Source organism: Shinella sp. CPCC 101442, assembly GCF_024704725.1.
Taxonomy (GTDB): Bacteria; Pseudomonadota; Alphaproteobacteria; order Rhizobiales; family Rhizobiaceae; genus Shinella.
This window is the reverse complement of the sequence record NZ_JALIQS010000004.1, coordinates 192,874-212,121: the sequence shown is the minus strand read 5'-3', so window position 1 is coordinate 212,121 and position 19,248 is coordinate 192,874. Positions and strand designations below refer to the sequence as shown.

Here is a 19,248-nt window from a genome sequence, read left to right as displayed (position 1 = left end):
TATCATGCGCGCTCGCCCCTCCCGAAAAGAGGACACCATGACCGTTTCCCCCTTCGATCACCCCTACCTGTCCGGCCTCGTCGGCGATGCCGAAGTGGCCGGTCTGTTCTCCATGGCCGCAGAGCTTGAAGCCATGCTCGCCTTCGAGGTGGCGCTGGCGAAGGCGCAAGCGGATCAAGGTGTCATTCCGGCGGCGGCCGCCGATGCGATCGCCGCTGCCGCACACCGTTTCGCGCCTGATGTTGCGAGCCTGCGCGAAGCCACCGCCCGCGACGGTGTCGTCGTGCCGGACTTCGTGCGCCAGTTACGCACCGTCATCGGTGAGCCCCATGGCAAACACTTGCATTTCGGCGCGACCAGCCAGGATGTCGTCGACAGCGGCCTGATGCTGCGTCTCTCGCGGCTCCCGCCCGTCCTCGAAACCCGCTTGGGGGCGCTGGTTACCACGCTCGGAGGCCTTTCCTCCGCTTTTGGTGCGCGGTCGCTCATGGGGCGCACGCGCATGCAGGCGGCGATACCCATCACCGCGGCTGACCGGATCACGGCATGGCGCTCCCCGCTCGAACGACAGGCCGAACGCTTGCAGACGTTTGCCGGCAGCGGCCTTGCCGTACAGTTCGGCGGCGCAGCCGGCACGCTGGAAAAGCTCGGCGGCAAGGGGCCGGCCGTGCGCGCGGTGCTCGCCCGCGAACTCGGCCTCGTCGACGCGCCGCAATGGCATAGCCAGCGCGATCGCATCGGCGAGCTCGCGGGTATTTTTGCCGCCATCACCGGCAGCCTCGGCAAGATCGGGCAGGACATCGCACTGCTGGCGGATCGCGGCGCGGAGATCGCGCTTGCCGGCGGCGGTGCCTCCTCCGCCATGCCGCACAAGCAGAACCCTGTTGCCGCCGAAGTGCTTGTCACACTCGCCCGCTTCAACGCCGCCCAACTCGGCGGGCTGGCGCAGGCGGCCGTGCACGAACAGGAACGCTCAGGCGCGGCCTGGACGCTCGAATGGCTGATCCTGCCGCAGATGGCCGTCGCCTGCGGTGCATCCCTCCGGCTCGGCGCAGAGCTTCTCGCCTCCATTCGTCGGCTGGGGAGCGAATAAAATCCCTGTTCCATCCGGAACAGCGGGCGGCGAAAAATCGTGGGAAAGTCTGCTCACACCGGATGAGAGAGGCTCATCCCTCAGAGATCAGGAGATCCCCATGCGCAAGTTCATCGTTTCCGCCACCGTCGCGCTCTTTGCCGCCGTTTCCTTCGCAGCCCCCTCGCAGGCCGGCTATTACAGCTACGGCCACAAGCCGCACTGCTTCATCAAGAAGGTCAAGTCCTACGATTACTACGGCAACCTGGTGATCAAGAAGATCAAGGTCTGCAAGTAATCACGCCTTCCCGCCGACCTCCGCAAAACCCGGATGTGCCCTGCATCCGGGTTTTGTCATTCGCCGATGCGCTTGTAGAAGAACGTCGTCGCGCAATAGCGCCCGTCCGGATAGAGCGCATAGTCCGGAATGACGCCGGCGCGCTGCCAGCCGAGCCGCTCGTAGACGGTCTCGGCGGGGCTGCCGGTGGCGGTGTCGAGCACCAGCACAGTCTTGCCTCGCCGGGCGGCTTCGGCTTCGGCCGCCGCCATCAGCGCGCGGGCGAGGCCGCGGCCGCGTTCGCTTTCCATGACCAGCAGCTTCTTGACGTCCGCCCGGTGCGGCTGGTTCGGCATCTGGCGGATGCCGACCTGCACCGTGCCAACGATGCGCCCCTCCCGTTCGGCGGCAAAGAGCAGCGTCGCATCTTCACCGACAGCCGTTGCGACCCCTTCCCAGAAAGGCAGCGCATCATCAGGCCCATAGGGTGCCATGAAGCCGACGGAGGCGCCGCCGGTCACGCAATCGGCCAGCACGTCGGCAAGCTCACCCAGCCGGGCGCGCGTTTCGGCAGGGTCGAGCAGTCTGATATCGCTCATCGCTTCCTCAAGGGTCAGGTGCGGCCGCGGTCCAGCACCACGGCATAGTGGGCCGGTTCACTGCCGGGGTTTTCGAAGACGTGGCCCTCGGTGATGCTCATGTAGAGACAATCGCCGGGGCGAAGGTCGTGCACGACGTCCTTGATCGTCATGCGGAGTTCGCCGGAAAACAGCCAGACATGCTGCGTCATGCCCGCCTTCGCCGTTTCCGGCGGATAGGCCATGCGGGCGCCCACCGGGAACTCCACCTCGATCACCTCGACACGCGAAACCGTGTTCGGCGCCGAGATGGCACGGCGCTGGTAGCCGGTTTCCGGATCGCGCCAGACCGTCTGCTTTTCCCGTCGCGACAGCGGATCGCCGTCCTCCTGCGAAAAGGCGAAGAAGGCCGAGAGCGTCAGGTCGAGCGCCGCGCAGAGCCGCGACAAAAGCTGCGCCGTCGGGCTCGCCTCGCCGCGCTCGATGCGCGAGATCATCGCCCGGCTGACGCCGGACGCGCTTGCGAGGTCGTCGAGCGTCTGGTTGCGCGCGGTGCGCAGCAGCCGCACACGCTCGCCAATCGCGCTTTCCAGGGGATCCGTTTCGTTTTCCATTATTATGGATTAATTGTCTCGTATAATGGAGTCAACAGGCATCAACCCATCTGAAAATAATTCTCCGCCATGCCGCTCCAGCGACAATGCGACATCGCCCATCCCGATATGGTGACGCCGCTAGAATCAGGGGGGGCAGACAGATGACAGGTGAAACGCAGCGGGCATCCTCGCTCTTTTCCATCACCGCCATCGTCGTCTCGATGACCTTCGTGGCGATCGGCAACGGCATCATGCTCGCCTATGTGCCCTATGTCCTGTCGCGCGCCGATGCACCCTCGTGGACGCCGGGTGCTGCCGTCACGGCCATCGCCTTTGGCGGCCTGCTCGGCTGCATTCTCGCAGGGCCGGTCATCCGCCGCGTCGGCCATGCCCGCGCCTTCTCGTGCTCCATGGCGCTGGTCCTCATCGCCGCCTTCCTCGTGGCGCTCGGCGTCAACCCGCTTGTCTGGATTTTGGCGCGCGGCATTTATGGTGCGGCGGGCAATTCCAATTTCATCATCGCGCAGAGCTGGCTGAACCACGCGGCCGACAACCGCTGGCGCGGCAAGGCCATGTCGTTCTTCTACATGGCCTATGTGCTGGGGCTCGGCGTTGGCGCCTGGCTGTTCGGGCAGATGCCGGCCGACGGCAACCTCGCGCCCCTCGTCACCATCTTCGTCACCACCATCGCCCTTTTGCCGATCGGCCTGACCCGGTTGCCGACGCCGCCCGCACCCGCCCGCGTCAGCGTCGATTTCGCCATGGCCTGGCGCAATTCCCCCGTCGCCCTCATCGGCGTGCTCGCCGCCGGCGGGCTCTCCATGGTCGTGCAGGGCTTTACGCCGATCTACGCCGCCACCAACAATGTCAGCCAGACCGACGTGGCGCTGCTGATGTTCGTCATGCAGTTCGGCCTGCTCTTCGTGCAATATCCGCTCGGCACCCTGTCCGACCGTATCGACCGGCGCATCGTGCTGATCTTCACCTGCCTGCTGATTTCAGGCACAGCGGTCGCCGCCCTCTTCGTCTCATTCCAGGCTTTCGCCGTCCTCATTCTGGTCTTCGCACTCTGGGCGGGGGCGGTCGAGAGCGTCTATTCAATCGCCAATGCGCATGCCAACGACCGCACGGACCCGGAGGATTTCGTGCCGCTCGCCTCCACCCTTCTCGTCGCCTGGTCGGCTTCGGCAACGCTCGTTCCGCTGGCGGTCACGGCGCTCACCCCCATCTACGGCCCCAAGACCTTCATCTATGCCGCGATGGCTGTCGCGGTCCTCTACGCCGCCTTCGTCACCCATCGCCTGCGCCGTCGCGAGACCGTGCCGATGGAGGCGCGGGAGAGTTTTGAGATCCGCAGCGCCCAGGTGCCAAATGCCGGCGCACTCGTCGAAGGCCAGAACGTCCCAGAATAGCGGTGCTGGAGCGCAGGAAACCCTTCATTTACCGCTTTGCGGGAATCTCGCCCGCTGCTATATGGCGCGCATGAGCACCAATAATTCGACGCCCCTCGACCATATCCGCAATTTCTCGATCGTGGCCCATATCGACCACGGCAAGTCGACGCTCGCCGACCGGCTGATCCAGTCGACCGGCGGCCTTGCCGCGCGCGAAATGTCGGAGCAGGTCCTCGATAACATGGATATCGAGAAGGAGCGCGGCATCACCATCAAGGCGCAGACCGTGCGCCTGCACTATGTCGCCAATAATGGCGAGACCTACGTTCTCAACCTCATCGACACGCCCGGCCACGTCGACTTCGCCTATGAAGTGTCGCGCTCGCTGTCGGCCTGCGAAGGTTCGCTGCTCGTGGTGGATGCGTCGCAAGGCGTCGAAGCCCAGACGCTCGCCAACGTCTACCAGGCGATCGACAACAACCACGAGATCGTCACGGTCCTCAATAAGATCGACCTGCCGGCGGCCGAGCCCGACCGCATCCGCGAGCAGATCGAGGAAGTCATCGGCATCGACGCCTCGCAGGCCGTGCTGATTTCGGCCAAGACCGGCCTTGGCATTCCCGACGTGCTGGAAGCCATCGTCCACCAGCTGCCCGCGCCGAAGAGCGAGGGCGGCGAGACCGCGCCGCTGAAGGCACTGCTCGTCGATTCGTGGTACGACACCTATCTCGGCGTCATCGTGCTCGTGCGCATTCTCGATGGCGTGCTGAAAAAGGGCCAGACCATCCGCATGATGGGCACGGACGCGAAGTACCAGGTGGAACGCGTCGGCGTCATCACGCCGAAGATGGTCACCGTCGAGGCGCTCGGCCCCGGCGAGATCGGCTTCATCACCGCCTCCATCAAGGAAGTGGCCGATACCCGCGTCGGCGATACGATTACCGAGGACAAGCGCCCGACCGCCAACATGCTGCCGGGCTTCAAGCCGGCGCAGCCGGTGGTGTTCTGCGGCCTGTTCCCGGTCGATGCCGCCGACTTCGAGGACCTGCGCGCCGCCATGGGCAAGCTGCGCCTCAACGATGCGTCCTTCTCCTTCGAAATGGAATCGTCCGCCGCGCTCGGCTTCGGTTTCCGCTGCGGCTTCCTCGGGCTGCTGCATCTCGAAATCGTCCAGGAACGCCTCGAGCGCGAATTCGACCTCGACCTGATCGCGACGGCGCCGTCGGTCGTCTACAAGCTGTTCATGAACGACGGTACGGAGCGCGAGCTGCACAACCCGGCCGACATGCCTGACGTCGTGAGGATCAAGGAAATCCACGAGCCGTGGATCCGCGCCACCATCCTGACGCCGGACGATTATCTCGGCGGCATCCTCAAGCTTTGCCAGGACCGTCGTGGCATCCAGGTGGAACTCACCTATGTCGGCACCCGCGCGATGCTGACCTACGACCTGCCGCTCAACGAAGTGGTCTTCGATTTCTACGACCGCCTGAAGTCGATTTCCAAGGGCTATGCGTCCTTCGACTACCAGATCACCAACCACCAGGAAGGCCATCTGGTAAAGATGTCGATCCTCGTCAACGGCGAGCCGGTCGATGCGCTCTCCATGATGGTGCACCGCATGGCCGCCGAAAAGCGTGGCCGCGACATGTGCGAGAAGCTCAAGGAGCTGATCCCGAAGCACATGTTCAAAATCCCGATCCAGGCCGCCATCGGCGGCAACGTGATCGCCCGCGAGACCATCTCGGCGCTGCGCAAGGACGTGACCGCCAAGTGCTACGGCGGCGACGCGACCCGCAAGCGCAAGCTGCTCGACAAGCAGAAGGCCGGCAAGAAGCGCATGCGCCAGTTCGGCAAGGTCGAAATCCCGCAGGAAGCGTTCATCGCAGCGCTCAAGATGGGCGACGAATAAGACGAAAAGGGAGGCGCTGCCTCCCTTTTTTTGCGACGACGACGTCGCCCCTCCTCCTTCGTCATGGTCGGGCTTGACCCGACCATCCATGCCCCGCGCTCTCACTTGGATCCTCGGGTCCAGCCCGAGGATAACGGGGGGCAAGGGTCAATCCCGCTTGATACTCGCCAGAACCTCCCAGAGGTCCGCACCGGTCTCGAACACGGCGGCGTTGGCGCCGAAGCCGGTTTCGGCGGAGATGAGGTCCAGCATGTCCATGGCCGGATCGCTCGTGGGTGATGCCCCGCCGGTGATGCTGCGGGCGATTTTCTCGGCCCGCGCCGTCTCGCTCGCCATGCCCTGGAGGGCCGTGTTCAGGATGCCGGCTTCTGCATTGCGGTGGCCCCGTTGATCCCTTGACGTTCTACGCGACGGCACTTTCCATCGCGTGAACGGCAAAGCCGGCCGGATGCCCGATCCTGTGCGGAATCGGCACAGGACCGGAGGCCGTCAATGGCCCGGATGCAGCGCGTCGTTCAGATACATGCAGGTCAGCATGGTGAAGACGTAGGCCTGGATGATCGCCATCAGCAGTTCCAGCGCCGTCAGCGCCACCGTCATGGCGAGCGGCAGCACCGCGCCCAGAAGGCCGAGCGTGCCGAGTTCGCCCATCGAGACGACGAAGCCGGCAAAGACCTTGAGCGTGATATGCCCGGCCAGCATGACGGCGAAGAGACGCACGGAATGGCTGACGGGGCGGGAGAGATAGGAGATCACCTCGATCGGCACGATGATCGGCGTCAGGATCAGCGGCACGCCGTCCGGCACGAAGAGTTTCAGGAAACCGGCGCCATGCCGGAACAGGCCGTAGAGCGTCACGGTCGCGAAGACCAGCATGGCAAGCGCGAAGGTGACGATGAGATGGCTCGTCACCGTGAAGGCATAGGGAAACATGCCGACGAGGTTTGCCACCAGGATGAACATGAAGAGCGAGAACACCAGCGGGAAGAAGCGCATGCCCTGTTCGCCGGCATTGGCCCTGAGCGTCGTCGCGACGAATTCGTAGACGATTTCCGCGCCCGATTGCCAGCGGCTGGGCACCAGGCCGCGCCGGCCCGTCGCCAGAAGCAGGAAGGCGCTCGCGAGCACGACGGTCGCCACCATATAGGCGGAGGAATTGGTGAAGCTGAGGTCCAGTCCGCCGATTTCGAACGGGACTAGCGGCTTGATCTCGAATTGCTCAATGGGTCCGGCCATCGGATATCCTCGGAAAGGCAAGGCGCACGACAAGAGAGCGCGCCGTGATCGCGACGCGGCGATGCAAGGCACGCGCGGGCCGCGCGGCAGATTTCAGAACGAACGGGAGTGAAGGGTTCATGGGTCGCGGCATTCTCTCTCGATTGCGAGATGAGGGGCCGTCCCCGGAACGAACAAGGCGCTGGTCGTCCAGCGCGAAGGCTGTTTAGCCGCTGCATCGGCCGATGGCAAGGACCATCGAAAGCAACCGCACCCCTCAATTCGGCGCTGACCGGCCCGCCCAGCAGCAGATCACGCCAATGGCCGCTCGAACACCATCCAGGTCCAGCGGACACCGAGCGCCCGGTTCGCCGCCTGGTGCGATCCCGCCTCCCGGCACCGCAGCAAAATGAGGCCGCAGCCGGCGGCGGCCGCAATCGTGTCGTCGTCGCAAATCGGGAAGGCGGGCCGGCCGGCAGCCCCGGCACCGTGGCGCAGCGCAAGGACGAGGCGCCCGCCGGGCGCGAGCATCCCCGCCAGCACCGGCAAAGCGATAGCGCGTGCCGCCTCGTCGATATGCTGCCACACGCCGTTCAGCGTCACGAGATCGAACGGTCCATGCTGTCGCGTTGCCGCCAGTTCCGGCAGGGTGTCGTTTAGCCAGGTGAGGCCCTTGTCGCCATGCCGCGACATCCCGGCCTCGCGCAGTGCCCGGACCGGCTCGACCGCCAGAACCCGGTGCCCTTGGCCGGCAAACCACGCCGCATCCCGCCCCGTGCCGGTGCCGATATCGGCGACGCGGCCGGGTGTCTGCGGCAGCAGGTCGAGCACGGGTGCGTAGAGCGCCACCGGATCGAAGGCCTCGTAGCGCTCGATCAGCTCTGGCGTCGCGGCGGCGGCATAGCCGTCCAGAATGTCGTTCATGGCCCTGCCTCGCTCTCCCGTACGCTACCTGCGACGGAAAGGCTTATGCCGCCTCATGTCAATCGTCGTGCGCCATTCGGCCCGCCCCGGCATCGAGCCCGGGATGGTGGACGAGAGATAGAACCATGGACGCGGTTTCACGCCAGCTTCCGCAGGGAGAACGCAATGTTGCGTTCAGCCGTCCTCGTAGATCCGCTGCCCCGTCCTGAGTGCGTCATCCAGTCGCCCGCCCTCGGGGAAGATCGACAGCGTCTCGGGCTTGTCGACGCCTGCTACAAGCCGGTGACAGGTTTCGGCCTCGCCGATCACGGTCTTCACGGGGATGACGCCGGCCCAGATGGGGAGCGCGAAATCCTCCTCGTCGTCGCCGACGCCCTTGGCCCGCACCTTGGCAGCCGCCTCGTCGATCGGCATGGCGATGACAGTCGTGGCCTTGGCCTCCTGGGTGGTGATGGGACGCAAAAGCGCGCTGCGCTCGGGATAGAAACGGTCGACGACGTCGCGCATCGCCTCGATCTTCTCCTCCGGATCCTCGACGAGGCGTGCGGTGCCGAAACACATGGCGGAGCGGTAGTTGGCCGAATGGTTGAAGCCCGAGCGCGCCAGTATCAGCCCGTCGAGATGGGCAACCGTGAGACAGGCGGGCGTGTCGGCCTTGAGGTGGCGCAGCATGCGGCTCGCCGACGAACCGTGCCAGTAGAGCGTATCGCCCTTGCGCCAGAACAGCGTCGGCGTCGTATAGGGCTGGCCGTCGATGACATAGGCGACGTGACAGAGCATGGCCGCATCGAGAATGGCATGCACGGCGGCGCGGTCGTAGCTGCCGCGTTCGTGCAGGCGCTTGACGCGGTTGCGCGGGGTGACAGGATAGGTGGCGGTTTCGGTCTCGGCGGTCATGCGGGTCTTGCCTTTCAAACACTATGCCGCCATGGTGCGCTATGCGATTGGATCGAAAAAGCACCAATTCAGACGAAAAAATTCAAACCAATTTGCCGGATTGGTCCTCGCTCATCCCCGTCCTGCCAGCAGCGGGAAAACGCACGCCGGCGCTCTACCGCGAACTGCGCCGGCTGATCGAGGCGGGTGACATTCCGCCCGGAGCCAAGCTGCCGCCCTCGCGCGACCTTGCCCATCGGTTGAAGACGTCGCGCGGCAGCGTGGTCGCCGCCTTCGAAATGCTGATCGCCGAGGGCTATGCCGTGGCGCGCACCGGTGCGGGCACGTTCGTTGCCGGACGGGTGCCGACGGTAAAGACGGCCATATCCGTGTCTTCGGAATGCAATGCGCCCCAAATGCCGCTGCCGGGCACGCTCGGTGTGGCGATGGCGGATAGCCGCACGCTCGACCTGTTCCGCACGCTGCTGTCGCGCCATCTCGCCCGCCCCGGCCCGGAGCATTTCTACTACGGCGATCCGCGCGGCGGCGATGCGTTGCGCCAGGCCGTCGCCGCCTATCTGCGGCAGGCCCGCGGCGTGCGCTGCGAGGCGCGATCGATCGTCATCACCACGGGCACGCAGCAGGGCATCGACCTCGTCATCCGCGCAGCACTCGCCGCGGGCGACCGGGTGATGATCGAGGATCCCTGTTATCCAAGCGCCCGTGCCGCCTTTGCCGGCGCCGGTCTTGCCCTGTCGGGGCTACCTGTCGATGAAGAGGGAGCGGATATCGGGCGCGCGGCACCGGGCGCGAAGGCGGTCTATGTCACGCCCTCACACCAGTTCCCGCTCGGCGTCGCCATGAGCATGCGCCGCCGCCTTGCCCTCATCGACTGGGCGCGGGAGACCGGCGGCTGGGTCCTGGAGGACGATTATGACAGCGAGTTCCGCTTCGCCGGCCCGCCGCTCGCCGCCATGCAGGGCATGGATGACAGCGGACGCGTGATCTATCTCGGCACCTTCTCCAAGGTGCTGTTTCCCGGCCTGCGGCTCGGCTATGCCGTGATCCCCGACGCGTTGCTCGACACGGTCATCGCACTGCGCATCCGCACCGACCGCAGCCCGCCGACGCTGGCGGAAGCCGCCCTGACGGATCTCATTCGCGAAGGCCATTTCGCCGCGCATCTTCGCCGCGCCCGACGGCGGGCGCAAGCGGCCCGCGATGCGCTGGTGGCCGGGCTTGCAACGGCAAGAAACCTGTCCGTCGCGATACCGGATCAGGGCCTGCACCTCGTCGCAGCGCTGCCCGCGTCGCTTCCCGATATTGAGGCGGTGGAGATCGCCCGCAAGGCGGGGCTGGGGGTCCGGGCGCTCTCGGCCATGGCCGTCACCCACGCGCCGCGGCAGGGCCTGGTGATCGGCTTCTCCGGCTTTGCGCCCGAGATTCTGGAAGCCGCCGCAAAACGCTTCGCCGCCGATATCGCCGGCCGCTAGGCGACGCGGCGCGCTTCAGCCGCACCGATCGTCGCGACCCAGGCGCGGGCAAGCGCCAGACCGGTGGCATCGGCGCTCGGGCCATGCTCCTCGGCAAATTCTGCGCGCCGCGCATGCCACTCGGGGGCCATGCCTCGGATCAGGTCCGGGAAGGTCCCGACCCATTCCTCGACCACCGGACGGCTCGCCTCGAAATGGAACTGGGTGCCGTAGATGGCGCGGCCGAGGCGAAAGGCCTGGTTTTCTGCGCTGGCGTTGCCGGCAAGCCGCACGGCGCCCTCGGGCAGCGTGAACGAATCGCTATGCCATTCGAAGATCGGAAAGGTGCCGGACGCAGCCGAAAGAACCGGATCGACCGCCCCCTCCTTCGTCAGCGCCACCATGCACCAGCCGAACTCCGGATGGGTGCCGATGAGATTTTCCGCACCATAGGCCCGGGCCAGAAGCTGGCTGCCGAGACAGACCCCAAGCACCGACTTGTCGGCATCGCCGAAGCGGCGCATCAGGGCGGCGAGTTCAGGCAGATAGGCGTGATTTTCATCGTCACGGGCATTCTGCGGGCCGCCCATGACCACGATGGCATCATGGCCGATCTCGTCAACGGGGATGGCATCACCGGCATGGGGGCGGCAAATATCGAGCTCTGCGCCTGCTTCCTCAAGCGCGACGCCGATCTGCCCGAGCAGCGTCACCCTGTCGTTTTCCACCACCAGAACCCGCATGCGATACTCCCTTTCGATATCGCGCGACACAACCATGCCCTTTTGCGCGGTTCAAGTGCCCAGACAGAAAGAACCCGGCTCTTTCGAGCCGGGCGAGATGGGGAGGATCTCAGAAAGAGGGATCTCAGCGGCAGACCTTGATGCGCTTGATAACGATGTTGCCGTAGTAGTCGTAGGACTTGATCTTCTTGATGAAGCAATAGGGCTGGTAGTCGTAGCTGTAGTAGCCGGCCTGGGAAGGCGCCGCAAAGGAGACGACGGCGACGAGGGCGACAGTGGCGGAAACGATGATCTTGCGCATGGGTCTCTCCTGATCTCTTGTTGGGGATGAGCCTCTCTCATCCGGTGACCAGACTTTCCCATGTCGTTCCGCCCCACGCTGTTCCCGACGAAACAGGATCAGGGATAGATGACGCCCTTGCGCAAAATCACATTCGCATAGAGCCGTGGCTCGCTGGTCTGCACCAGCGTATGGGCGGCGCGCACGCGGTTGTAGAAATCGGCGCCGACGAGGGGGACGACGGCACGGTCCGGCTCGTGGCGGGCGCAGCAGGCGACGATCTCGTGGTGGACCGGCTCCAGCGTGTCGCGCTCCTGGCGATAGGTCGAGCGGAAGATCGCCTCCTCGACAAAATCGTCGATGGGCATGATCGAGAGCACGGCATCGATGGCGGGGACGAGCGCCACGCCGTCGAGACGGATGAGGCGGCGGGCATGTTCGACGCCGGGATAGTTGCCGTCGACGATGGCGATCTCGTCGCCGTGGCCCATGGCGCGCAGCGTGGCGAGCAGCTCGGGGCTCAGGATGGGGTCGATACCTTTCAACATTCAGGCAAGCTCCTTGAAGAGGACATTGTGGTCGGGAAGATAGCGGGAGAACAGCGGCAGGCTCGCCCCGCCGATCGATCGCGCCCGGCTGCCGACCGCGCCCTCGACGATCTCGGGCATGGTGACGCCCTGAAGGTCGAGCCGGGCGACGGCGGCCTGCGTGGCCAAAACCACGCGCTCGCGCACCCAGGCGGGAAAACCGCCATCGATGACGACGGCGGAGAAGTCGATGACCGAGGCCGAAGCGACGACCGCCTGCGCGAGCGCCGCCGCCATGTCGTCGATCCAGATCTGCAGCGGCGCGCCAAAATCCACCCAGTCGTCGGGCGAATACCAGACGGGTTTGGGATCGATACCGTGTTCGCGCAGCAGGTTTTCCAGCCGATAGATCGAGGCGATCTTCAGGAGCTGTACCGTCTCGCCGTTGCGGCCCTGCACGGGGAGCGGGCCGATGGCGCCGGCGGTGCCCGTGCGGCCGGTAAACAGCGCGGAGTTCAGCACCACGCCGCCGCCGATGAAGGAGCCGATGAAGAGGTAGAGGAAATCGGGATATTGCGGGCCGAGGCCGAAGACCAGCTCGGCGGCGCAGGCACTGGTGGCGTCGTTCTGCAGCGTTACCGGATAGGGCACGCGCCGGGCGATCTCCGCCTCGAGATCGACGCCCCGCCACTGATCCATATCGGCCTGCGGGGCCCCCACCTCACCCGCCCAGCTCCACAGCTCGAAGGGTGCCGCAACGCCGAAGCCGGCAATGCGGGTGCGCTCTTCCGGCGTGATCGAGGCTTCCAGTTCCGCCAGCCCCTCCTCCACGAAGGCCAGCAGCGAGCCGGGCATGGGATAGGGGAATGTCAGTCGCACCTGCTGACGGATGCCGCCGACAAAATCCATCAGCACGATATCGGCACTGCGCCGGCCGATCTTCAGGCCGATCGAATAGACGGCATCCGGATTGAGCCGCATCGGTACCGAGGGCTGGCCGACCTTGCCGCGCATCGGCTCGCCGCGCATCAACAGACCCTCGGCCTCCAGCGCGCGCATGATGACGGTGACGGTCTGGGCCGAAAGGCCGCTACGCCGGGCGATATCGGCCTTCGACAGGCTGCCGTGCCGGCGCACCAGCGACATGACGAGGCGCTCGTTATAGGCGCGCACGCGCACCTGGTTGGCGCCCCCGCTGGGATCGAGGATTTCGGCCGACGCGGCAGGCGCCGTCGCAGCATGTTTGCTCATCGTCTCCTCCCGTACCGGCCGCGGCGCGAAGCGCCCTTTCCGGTCGTCTTATCGGTTGCCGTTCCGCTCTTCCATCGGAAACGATGCAGCCGGGGCTTACACCCGTTCTTTCCGCCAGCATGCCACATCGGATTAATAATTCAATTCGATTTATTTATTGACAGGCATTTCTTTTGGTGTTTTTCTCAGGCTCGGAAGCATGGATGGACCGGCGGAGGAGCCCCCGGCCCATGCGACCGGATGGCCCCGAACCGGGCGCATCCCGTTTTGTCCTTGGGAGGATACAGATGAAGAAATCGATCATTTCCGCCGCTCTCGGCGCGCTCGCGCTCGGCGTTGCCTTTTCCTCGCCGGCAGCCGCCGCCGATGTCACCGCCTGCCTGATCACCAAGACCGATACAAACCCCTTCTTCGTCAAGATGAAGGAAGGCGCCGAAGCCAAGGCCAAGGAACTTGGTGTCACGCTGAAGGCCTATGCCGGCAAGGTCGATGGCGATTCGGAAAGCCAGGTCGCCGCCATCGAAACCTGCATTGCCGATGGCGCGAAGGGCATCCTGATTGCCGCTTCCGACACCAAGGGCATCGTTCCCTCCGTGCAGAAGGCGCGTGACGCCGGCCTCGTCGTCATCGCCCTCGACACGCCGCTCGAGCCGCTCGACAGCGCCGACATGACCTTTGCCACCGACAACCTGCTCGCCGGCGAACTGATCGGCAAGTGGGCCGCCGCAACCCTCGGCGACGCCGCCAAGGACGCCAAGATCGCCTTCCTGAACCTCACCCCGTCGCAGCCGTCGGTCGACGTGCTGCGCAACCAGGGCTTCATGAAGGGTTTTGGCATCGACGTTAAGGACATCTCCAAGATCGGCGACGAGGACGATGCCCGTATCGTCGGCCACGACGTGACCAACGGGAACGAGGAAGGCGGCCGCACCGCCATGGAAAACCTTCTCCAGAAGGATCCGTCCATCAACGTCGTGCACACCATCAACGAGCCGGCCGCTGCAGGCGCCTATGAAGCGCTGAAGGCCGTCGGCAAGGAAAAGGACGTGCTGATCGTTTCCGTCGACGGCGGTTGCCCGGGCGTGCAGAACGTTGCCGATGGCGTTATCGGCGCCACCTCGCAGCAGTACCCGCTGATGATGGCGGCGCTCGGCGTCGAGGCCATCAAGAAGTTCGCCGACACCGGTGAAAAGCCGAAGGCGACCGAAGGCAAGGACTTCTTCGATACGGGCGTCACGCTCGTCACCGACAAGCCGGCGGCAGGCGTCGAGTCCATCGACACCAAGGCCGGCAAGGACAAGTGCTGGGGCTGATGCCCCCGCCGGCCCGGTTTGACCGGGCCGGCAATCCGCTACGGACGGATCGGGTGGCGATAGACGCACCCTTGTTTTGACAAGCGCGAAAAGACGTGGGCACCTTTGTCCCCAGCGATCGGCGGTCCTTATCACGGCCGCTGCGCGCGGGAGGCCGCCCGAAGAAGGCGGCAGGTGCGTGTGAAGCGTCTCTGCCGATACGTCCGCGCACCCATTTTATCCGGCACTGCCGCGACGGTCGGCATCGGAAGGGGAGGAAAAGGATCATGAGTGAGACAACAACAGTTCCGCAAGGCTCGCAGCCTTCGCAGGAATTCGAGAAGGTGCTGACCGGCAGCGCAACGCAGGTCGCATCCTTCGATACGCATGACAAGACAGCCATCCAGAAATTCCAGCACTTCCTGCATGGCAGTCCCTCTGCCGTGCCCCTCATCGTGCTCGTGCTTTCAATTGCCGTGTTCGGCATCGTTCTCGGCGGAAAATTCTTCTCCGCCTTCACCATGACGCTGATCCTCCAGCAGGTGGCGATCGTCGGTATCGTCGGCGCGGCGCAGACGCTGGTCATCCTGACGGCCGGCATCGACCTGTCGGTCGGCGCCATCATGGTGCTGTCGTCCGTGGTCATGGGCCAGTTCACCTTCCGCTACGGCCTGCCGCCGGCGGTTTCGGTGCTCTGCGGCCTCGCCTGCGGCGCGCTCTGCGGCTACATCAACGGCCTGCTCGTTGCCCGCATGAAGCTGCCGCCCTTCATCGTCACGCTCGGCATGTGGCAGATCATCCTCGCCTCGAACTTCCTCTATTCGGCAAACGAGACGATCCGCTCGCAAGACCTCGCCACGCAGGCTCCGCTGCTGCAGTTCTTCGGCAACAACATCCGTATCGGCGGCGCGGTCTTCACCTTCGGCGTGATCGCCATGGTGCTGCTGGTCGCGCTGCTCTGGTACGTGCTGAACCAGACCGCCTGGGGTCGCCATGTCTATGCCGTCGGCGACGACCCTGACGCGGCAGAGCTTGCCGGCGTCAATGTCAAGCGCATGCTGATTTCGGTCTATACGCTGTCCGGCCTGATCTGTGCGCTCGCTGGCTGGGCCCTCATCGGCCGCATCGGCTCGGTCTCGCCGACCGCCGGCCAGTTCGCCAACATCGAATCGATCACCGCCGTGGTGATCGGCGGCATCTCGCTCTTCGGCGGACGCGGCTCCATCCTCGGCATGATCTTCGGCGCGCTGATCGTCGGCGTCTTCTCGCTCGGCCTGCGCCTGATCGGCACGGACCCGCAATGGACCTACCTCCTGATCGGTGTCCTCATCATCTCGGCAGTCGCAATCGACCAGTGGATCAGAAAGGTAGCAGGCTGATGGCTCTCGAACCCATTCTCACCGCCCGTGGCCTCGTCAAACGTTACGGCCGCGTCACCGCCCTCGACCATGCGGACTTCGATCTCTATCCCGGCGAAATTCTTGCCGTGATCGGCGATAACGGAGCGGGCAAATCCTCGATGATCAAGGCGATCTCCGGCGCCATCACGCCGGACGAGGGCGAAATCCGGCTTGAAGGCCAGACGATCAACTTCCGTTCGCCGATCGAGGCCCAGAAGGCGGGCATCGAAACGGTGTATCAGAACCTCGCGCTGTCGCCTGCGCTGTCGATCGCCGACAATATGTTCCTCGGCCGAGAACTGCGCAAACCGGGCGTCATGGGCAATGTGTTCCGCAAGCTCGATCGTACGGCGATGGAAAAGTTCGCCCGCGACAAGCTGTCGGAACTCGGCCTGATGACGATCCAGAACATCAACCAGGCGGTGGAGACGCTTTCGGGCGGCCAGCGTCAGGGTGTTGCGGTGGCGCGCGCCGCCGCCTTCGGCTCGAAGGTCATCATCCTCGACGAGCCGACGGCGGCGCTCGGCGTCAAGGAAAGCCGGCGTGTTCTGGAGCTGATCCTCGACGTGCGCCGGCGCGGTATTCCGATCGTGCTGATCTCGCACAACATGCCGCATGTCTTCGAGGTGGCGGACCGTATCCACATCCACCGGCTCGGCCGGCGGCTGACCGTCATCAACCCGAAGGACTACTCGATGTCCGACGCCGTCGCCTTCATGACGGGCGCCAAGCTGCCGTCGGAGGCCATTGCGGCATGATATCGCCCGCCACCATCGTGGATGCACTCCAGCGGCGCGCGGGAGACGCGCGTCGCTTCCTCGTCGGGCTGGCCGGCCCGCCGGCCGCCGGCAAGTCGACGCTTGCCGAAGCGCTGCAGGACGGCCTTCTCGCCCGTGGCGAGAGCGCCGAAATCCTGCCGATGGACGGCTTCCACATGGACAACGGCATCCTGGCAGAGCGGGGCCTCCTGCCACGCAAAGGCGTGCCCGAATCTTTCGATGGACGCGGCTTCGTCGACATCGTGAAGGCGCTGAAGCGCGCCGAGGGCGAGGTGCTGGTACCGGTCTTCGACCGTTCCCGCGAGCTTGCCATCAATGCCGCCCGCGCCATTTCGCAGGAAACACGCTTCGTGCTGGCCGAGGGCAACTACCTGCTGTTCAAGGATGCGCCCTGGGACAGGCTCGACGGCGTCTTCGATTTCACCATCTTCGTCGGCCCGCCCTACGCCGTTCTGGAGGAGCGGCTGCGCCAGCGCTGGATGGGCTATGCCCTGCCCGATGACCAGATCGGCTGGAAGCTCTACGGCAACGACCTGCCGAACGGAAAACGGATTCTCGAAAACTCCCGGCCTGCCGACCTGCATATCGATCTGTTCTGAGGAATTGTCGTCCGGCCCTGCGGATGCTATCGCAGCCCGCAGAACGCGGGAGATAAGCAGATGACCACAGACCTCACCATCCGCCGGCCGGACGACTGGCACCTGCACCTGCGCGACGGCGCCATGCTGGAAGGCGTGATCGGCGACACCAGCCGCCACTTCGCCCGCGCAATCATCATGCCGAACCTCGTGCCGCCGGTCGTGACCACCGCCGATGCCGCCGCCTATCGCGACCGTATTCTCGCCGCCCTGCCGAAGGGCGACCGGTTCGAGCCGTTGATGACGCTCTATCTCACCGAACACACCAACCCCGATGACGTGGAATCCGGTTTCAGAAGCGGCCTGATCCGCGCGGTCAAACTCTACCCGGCGGGTGCGACGACCAATTCGCACGGCGGCGTGCGCGATATGGACAAGGCCATGCCGGTGCTGGAGCGCATGGCGAAGATCGGCCTGACGCTGTGCGTGCATGGCGAGGTCACGACGCCTGAGGTCGATATCTTCGACCGCGAGGCCGTATTTATCGAAACGGTGCTGGATCCTTTGCGGACGCGCCTGCCGGAACTGCGCGTGACCATGGAACACGTCACGACGAAGAACGGCATCGACTATATCAAGGCGTCCAAGGAAAACCTTGCCGGCTCGATCACCACGCACCACCTGATCATCAACCGCAACGCCATCCTCGTCGGCGGCATCAAGCCGCACTACTACTGCCTGCCCGTCGCCAAGCGCGAGGAGCACCGGCTGGCGCTGCGCGCCGCCGCCACATCCGGCGACAAGCGCTTCTTCCTCGGCACCGACTCGGCGCCGCATGTCGATCCGCTGAAGGAATGCGCCTGCGGCTGCGCCGGCATCTACACCTCGATCAATACGATGAGCTGCCTTGCCCATGTCTTCGAGGAGGATGGCGCGCTCGACAGGCTGGAAGCCTTCGCCTCGCTGAACGGCCCGGCCTGGTACGGCCTGCCGGTCAATGAGGAGACGATCCGCCTCGTCAAGCGGACGGAGCCTGTGTCCTTTCCGGCGAAGATCGAGACCGGTGCGGGACCGGTGACGGTGTTCGACCCGATGTTCCCGCTCCATTGGGATGTGGCGTAATCCACCCGGTCAGATGAAGGGTCGCGGGCCGCGCTGCAGCCCTTCCCAGCCGGCGAGTGTCTGAAGCCCATCGGCATCGAGGATTTCGCAGCCCTTGTCCTGCCAGCGCATCAGCTTGCGATCGGCGAGCTTGCGCAGGGTCTTGTTGGTGTGGACAAGAGAAAGGCCGAGCGTGTCGGCGACATGCTGCTGGGTAATCGGGATCACGCGCCGCCCGCCGTTCACGCCCGCCAGATGCGCCCGCTGGTGGATGAAGGACAAGAGATAGGCCGTGCGCTCCAATGCCGTGCGCCGTCCGATGCTCAAAAGGTGTTCATCGAGAATGCGCTCCTCGGCCGCCGCGATCCAGGTGAGATCGTAGGCAAGCGAAGCATGGCGCTCGAAGAGCCGTTCCAGCTTGGAACGCTCGAAGACGCAGAGCGTCACCGGCGTCAGCGCCTCGACGGAATGATCCATCTCGCCCATCAAGCTTCCTTGAAGGCCGATGAGATCACCCGGCAGCACATAGTTCATGATCTGGCGACGCCCGTCCGGCAGAAGCTTGTAGCGGAAAGCCCAGCCGGACAGCACCGTGAAGAGATGCGCGCTGTGCATGCCCTCGACGAGGATCGTCGCACCCCGTTCGATCGACAGCTCGCCGCTCTTGAACTGCGAAACGAAATCCAGCTCCTTCGGCGTGAAATCTCTAAAATCGGGAAGGCCGCGTAGGGGACATTGCTGGCAGGGCGTGCGCCATCGGTTCTGCTGGGGGCCTACCGTACCGCTCGCCATTATGTCTCCACGTCTCAGGTCAAGCCAAACCGAAATCGGCGGGCCTCTTGAAACGCGAGCCGTGAGGACTTGTTCCATTGCACGGTCGCTATGTCTTTTTTAAATGACACTTTTTGGGATGATGCCCAATGTCCGCCTCCCGAAGCGCCGTGATTTCCGGTGCTTGCGCATGGAAGAGGAGTGCGGCGC

General features: G+C 64.9%; 21 protein-coding genes. 10 read left to right on the top strand and 11 right to left on the bottom strand.

Going from position 1 to position 19,248, the window contains the following annotated elements:
* The first annotated feature begins 37 nt into the window (after positions 1-37).
* Positions 38-1,093 (top strand): 3-carboxy-cis,cis-muconate cycloisomerase, encoded by a 1,056-nt coding sequence (locus MUO32_RS16405; protein WP_257949432.1) that lies wholly within the window; start codon positions 38-40, stop codon positions 1,091-1,093.
* 100 nt (positions 1,094-1,193) lie between these two features.
* Positions 1,194-1,370 (top strand): hypothetical protein, encoded by a 177-nt coding sequence (locus MUO32_RS16400; protein WP_257949431.1) that lies wholly within the window; start codon positions 1,194-1,196, stop codon positions 1,368-1,370.
* 56 nt (positions 1,371-1,426) lie between these two features.
* Here the strand turns inward: MUO32_RS16400 and MUO32_RS16395 are convergent, their stop codons facing one another.
* Complete coding sequence (locus MUO32_RS16395) at positions 1,427-1,948, bottom strand: GNAT family N-acetyltransferase (RefSeq protein WP_257949429.1); 522 nt, start codon at positions 1,946-1,948, stop codon at positions 1,427-1,429.
* Positions 1,949-1,962: 14 nt separating this feature from the next.
* Positions 1,963-2,541 carry an XRE family transcriptional regulator gene (locus MUO32_RS16390; protein ID WP_257949428.1) on the bottom strand — a complete coding sequence of 193 codons (579 nt, stop codon included), beginning with the start codon at positions 2,539-2,541 and terminating at the stop codon, positions 1,963-1,965.
* Between the two features lie 143 nt (positions 2,542-2,684).
* Here MUO32_RS16390 and MUO32_RS16385 point away from each other — a divergent pair, with 143 nt between their 5' ends.
* Together MUO32_RS16385 and lepA are read left to right on the top strand one after the other, a co-directional pair.
* Positions 2,685-3,935: an MFS transporter gene (locus MUO32_RS16385; RefSeq protein WP_257949427.1), complete on the top strand. Its 1,251-nt coding sequence runs from the start codon at positions 2,685-2,687 to the stop codon at positions 3,933-3,935.
* Between the two features lie 61 nt (positions 3,936-3,996).
* The gene (gene lepA / locus MUO32_RS16380) at positions 3,997-5,829 is read left to right on the top strand and encodes a translation elongation factor 4 (protein ID WP_257949426.1); all 1,833 of its coding nucleotides are present in this window, start codon (positions 3,997-3,999) and stop codon (positions 5,827-5,829) included.
* A 147-nt stretch (positions 5,830-5,976) separates the two neighbouring features.
* Here lepA and MUO32_RS16375 read toward each other — a convergent pair whose 3' ends face one another.
* From MUO32_RS16375 to MUO32_RS16360, 4 genes are all read right to left on the bottom strand, one after another.
* Entirely contained in the window at positions 5,977-6,165 is a 189-nt protein-coding gene (locus tag MUO32_RS16375) for a hypothetical protein (RefSeq protein ID WP_257949954.1), read from the bottom strand.
* 153 nt (positions 6,166-6,318) lie between these two features.
* Complete coding sequence (locus MUO32_RS16370) at positions 6,319-7,065, bottom strand: F0F1 ATP synthase subunit A (protein WP_257949425.1); 747 nt, start codon at positions 7,063-7,065, stop codon at positions 6,319-6,321.
* Positions 7,066-7,356: 291 nt separating this feature from the next.
* On the bottom strand, positions 7,357-7,968 hold the full coding sequence (locus MUO32_RS16365; RefSeq protein ID WP_257949424.1) for a bifunctional 2-polyprenyl-6-hydroxyphenol methylase/3-demethylubiquinol 3-O-methyltransferase UbiG: 612 nt from the start codon (positions 7,966-7,968) through the stop codon (positions 7,357-7,359).
* Positions 7,969-8,142: 174 nt separating this feature from the next.
* On the bottom strand, positions 8,143-8,865 hold the full coding sequence (locus MUO32_RS16360) for a pyridoxamine 5'-phosphate oxidase family protein (protein ID WP_257949423.1): 723 nt from the start codon (positions 8,863-8,865) through the stop codon (positions 8,143-8,145).
* A gap of 92 nt (positions 8,866-8,957) precedes the next feature.
* Between MUO32_RS16360 and MUO32_RS16355 the strand changes: the two genes are divergently transcribed.
* Entirely contained in the window at positions 8,958-10,337 is a 1,380-nt protein-coding gene (locus MUO32_RS16355; RefSeq protein ID WP_257949422.1) for a PLP-dependent aminotransferase family protein, read from the top strand.
* On the opposite strand, the gene MUO32_RS16350 is transcribed toward MUO32_RS16355, so the two are convergent.
* The 4 genes from MUO32_RS16350 to MUO32_RS16335 all read right to left on the bottom strand — a co-directional run bounded on the left by MUO32_RS16350 (position 10,334) and on the right by MUO32_RS16335 (position 13,117).
* Positions 10,334-11,059 (bottom strand): type 1 glutamine amidotransferase, encoded by a 726-nt coding sequence (locus tag MUO32_RS16350; RefSeq protein WP_257949953.1) that lies wholly within the window; start codon positions 11,057-11,059, stop codon positions 10,334-10,336. The two genes, MUO32_RS16355 and MUO32_RS16350, sit on opposite strands and share 4 nt — an antisense overlap.
* Before the next feature lie 124 nt (positions 11,060-11,183).
* Positions 11,184-11,360 (bottom strand): hypothetical protein, encoded by a 177-nt coding sequence (locus MUO32_RS16345; RefSeq protein ID WP_257949421.1) that lies wholly within the window; start codon positions 11,358-11,360, stop codon positions 11,184-11,186.
* A 98-nt stretch (positions 11,361-11,458) separates the two neighbouring features.
* Positions 11,459-11,887, bottom strand: a complete 429-nt coding sequence (locus tag MUO32_RS16340; RefSeq protein WP_257949420.1) for an RbsD/FucU family protein — start codon at positions 11,885-11,887, stop codon at positions 11,459-11,461.
* Positions 11,888-13,117 carry an ROK family transcriptional regulator gene (locus MUO32_RS16335; protein WP_257949419.1) on the bottom strand — a complete coding sequence of 410 codons (1,230 nt, stop codon included), beginning with the start codon at positions 13,115-13,117 and terminating at the stop codon, positions 11,888-11,890.
* A 287-nt stretch (positions 13,118-13,404) separates the two neighbouring features.
* On the opposite strand from MUO32_RS16335, the gene MUO32_RS16330 reads away from it, so the two are divergent.
* From MUO32_RS16330 to pyrC, 5 genes are all read left to right on the top strand, one after another.
* Positions 13,405-14,430, top strand: coding sequence for a sugar ABC transporter substrate-binding protein (locus MUO32_RS16330; RefSeq protein WP_257949418.1), 1,026 nt, complete (start codon positions 13,405-13,407; stop codon positions 14,428-14,430).
* 266 nt (positions 14,431-14,696) lie between these two features.
* Positions 14,697-15,788 (top strand): ABC transporter permease, encoded by a 1,092-nt coding sequence (locus MUO32_RS16325; RefSeq protein WP_257949416.1) that lies wholly within the window; start codon positions 14,697-14,699, stop codon positions 15,786-15,788.
* Entirely contained in the window at positions 15,788-16,567 is a 780-nt protein-coding gene (locus MUO32_RS16320; RefSeq protein ID WP_257949415.1) for an ATP-binding cassette domain-containing protein, read from the top strand. The genes MUO32_RS16325 and MUO32_RS16320 overlap by 1 nt, the downstream gene beginning before the upstream one ends.
* On the top strand, positions 16,564-17,187 hold the full coding sequence (locus tag MUO32_RS16315) for a nucleoside triphosphate hydrolase (protein WP_257949414.1): 624 nt from the start codon (positions 16,564-16,566) through the stop codon (positions 17,185-17,187). Before MUO32_RS16320 ends, MUO32_RS16315 begins: the two co-directional genes overlap by 4 nt.
* 60 nt (positions 17,188-17,247) lie before the next feature.
* Positions 17,248-18,288: a dihydroorotase gene (pyrC, locus tag MUO32_RS16310; protein WP_257949413.1), complete on the top strand. Its 1,041-nt coding sequence runs from the start codon at positions 17,248-17,250 to the stop codon at positions 18,286-18,288.
* A gap of 9 nt (positions 18,289-18,297) precedes the next feature.
* Here the strand turns inward: pyrC and MUO32_RS16305 are convergent, their stop codons facing one another.
* A complete protein-coding gene (locus MUO32_RS16305; RefSeq protein ID WP_257949412.1) occupies positions 18,298-19,059 on the bottom strand; it encodes a Crp/Fnr family transcriptional regulator in 762 nt (253 codons plus the stop codon).
* Positions 19,060-19,248: the final 189 nt, after the last annotated feature.

Coding starts and splice junctions, on each gene's coding strand:
- MUO32_RS16405 (WP_257949432.1), top strand. CDS start 38: ATGACCGTTTCCCCCTTCGATCACCCCTACCTGTCCGGCCTCGTCGGC.
- MUO32_RS16400 (WP_257949431.1), top strand. CDS start 1,194: ATGCGCAAGTTCATCGTTTCCGCCACCGTCGCGCTCTTTGCCGCCGTT.
- MUO32_RS16395 (WP_257949429.1), bottom strand. CDS start 1,948: ATGAGCGATATCAGACTGCTCGACCCTGCCGAAACGCGCGCCCGGCTG.
- MUO32_RS16390 (WP_257949428.1), bottom strand. CDS start 2,541: ATGGAAAACGAAACGGATCCCCTGGAAAGCGCGATTGGCGAGCGTGTG.
- MUO32_RS16385 (WP_257949427.1), top strand. CDS start 2,685: ATGACAGGTGAAACGCAGCGGGCATCCTCGCTCTTTTCCATCACCGCC.
- lepA (WP_257949426.1), top strand. CDS start 3,997: ATGGCGCGCATGAGCACCAATAATTCGACGCCCCTCGACCATATCCGC.
- MUO32_RS16375 (WP_257949954.1), bottom strand. CDS start 6,165: ATGGCGAGCGAGACGGCGCGGGCCGAGAAAATCGCCCGCAGCATCACC.
- MUO32_RS16370 (WP_257949425.1), bottom strand. CDS start 7,065: ATGGCCGGACCCATTGAGCAATTCGAGATCAAGCCGCTAGTCCCGTTC.
- MUO32_RS16365 (WP_257949424.1), bottom strand. CDS start 7,968: ATGAACGACATTCTGGACGGCTATGCCGCCGCCGCGACGCCAGAGCTG.
- MUO32_RS16360 (WP_257949423.1), bottom strand. CDS start 8,865: ATGACCGCCGAGACCGAAACCGCCACCTATCCTGTCACCCCGCGCAAC.
- MUO32_RS16350 (WP_257949953.1), bottom strand. CDS start 11,059: ATGCGGGTTCTGGTGGTGGAAAACGACAGGGTGACGCTGCTCGGGCAG.
- MUO32_RS16345 (WP_257949421.1), bottom strand. CDS start 11,360: ATGCGCAAGATCATCGTTTCCGCCACTGTCGCCCTCGTCGCCGTCGTC.
- MUO32_RS16340 (WP_257949420.1), bottom strand. CDS start 11,887: ATGTTGAAAGGTATCGACCCCATCCTGAGCCCCGAGCTGCTCGCCACG.
- MUO32_RS16335 (WP_257949419.1), bottom strand. CDS start 13,117: ATGAGCAAACATGCTGCGACGGCGCCTGCCGCGTCGGCCGAAATCCTC.
- MUO32_RS16330 (WP_257949418.1), top strand. CDS start 13,405: ATGAAGAAATCGATCATTTCCGCCGCTCTCGGCGCGCTCGCGCTCGGC.
- MUO32_RS16325 (WP_257949416.1), top strand. CDS start 14,697: ATGAGTGAGACAACAACAGTTCCGCAAGGCTCGCAGCCTTCGCAGGAA.
- MUO32_RS16320 (WP_257949415.1), top strand. CDS start 15,788: ATGGCTCTCGAACCCATTCTCACCGCCCGTGGCCTCGTCAAACGTTAC.
- MUO32_RS16315 (WP_257949414.1), top strand. CDS start 16,564: ATGATATCGCCCGCCACCATCGTGGATGCACTCCAGCGGCGCGCGGGA.
- pyrC (WP_257949413.1), top strand. CDS start 17,248: ATGACCACAGACCTCACCATCCGCCGGCCGGACGACTGGCACCTGCAC.
- MUO32_RS16305 (WP_257949412.1), bottom strand. CDS start 19,059: ATGGCGAGCGGTACGGTAGGCCCCCAGCAGAACCGATGGCGCACGCCC.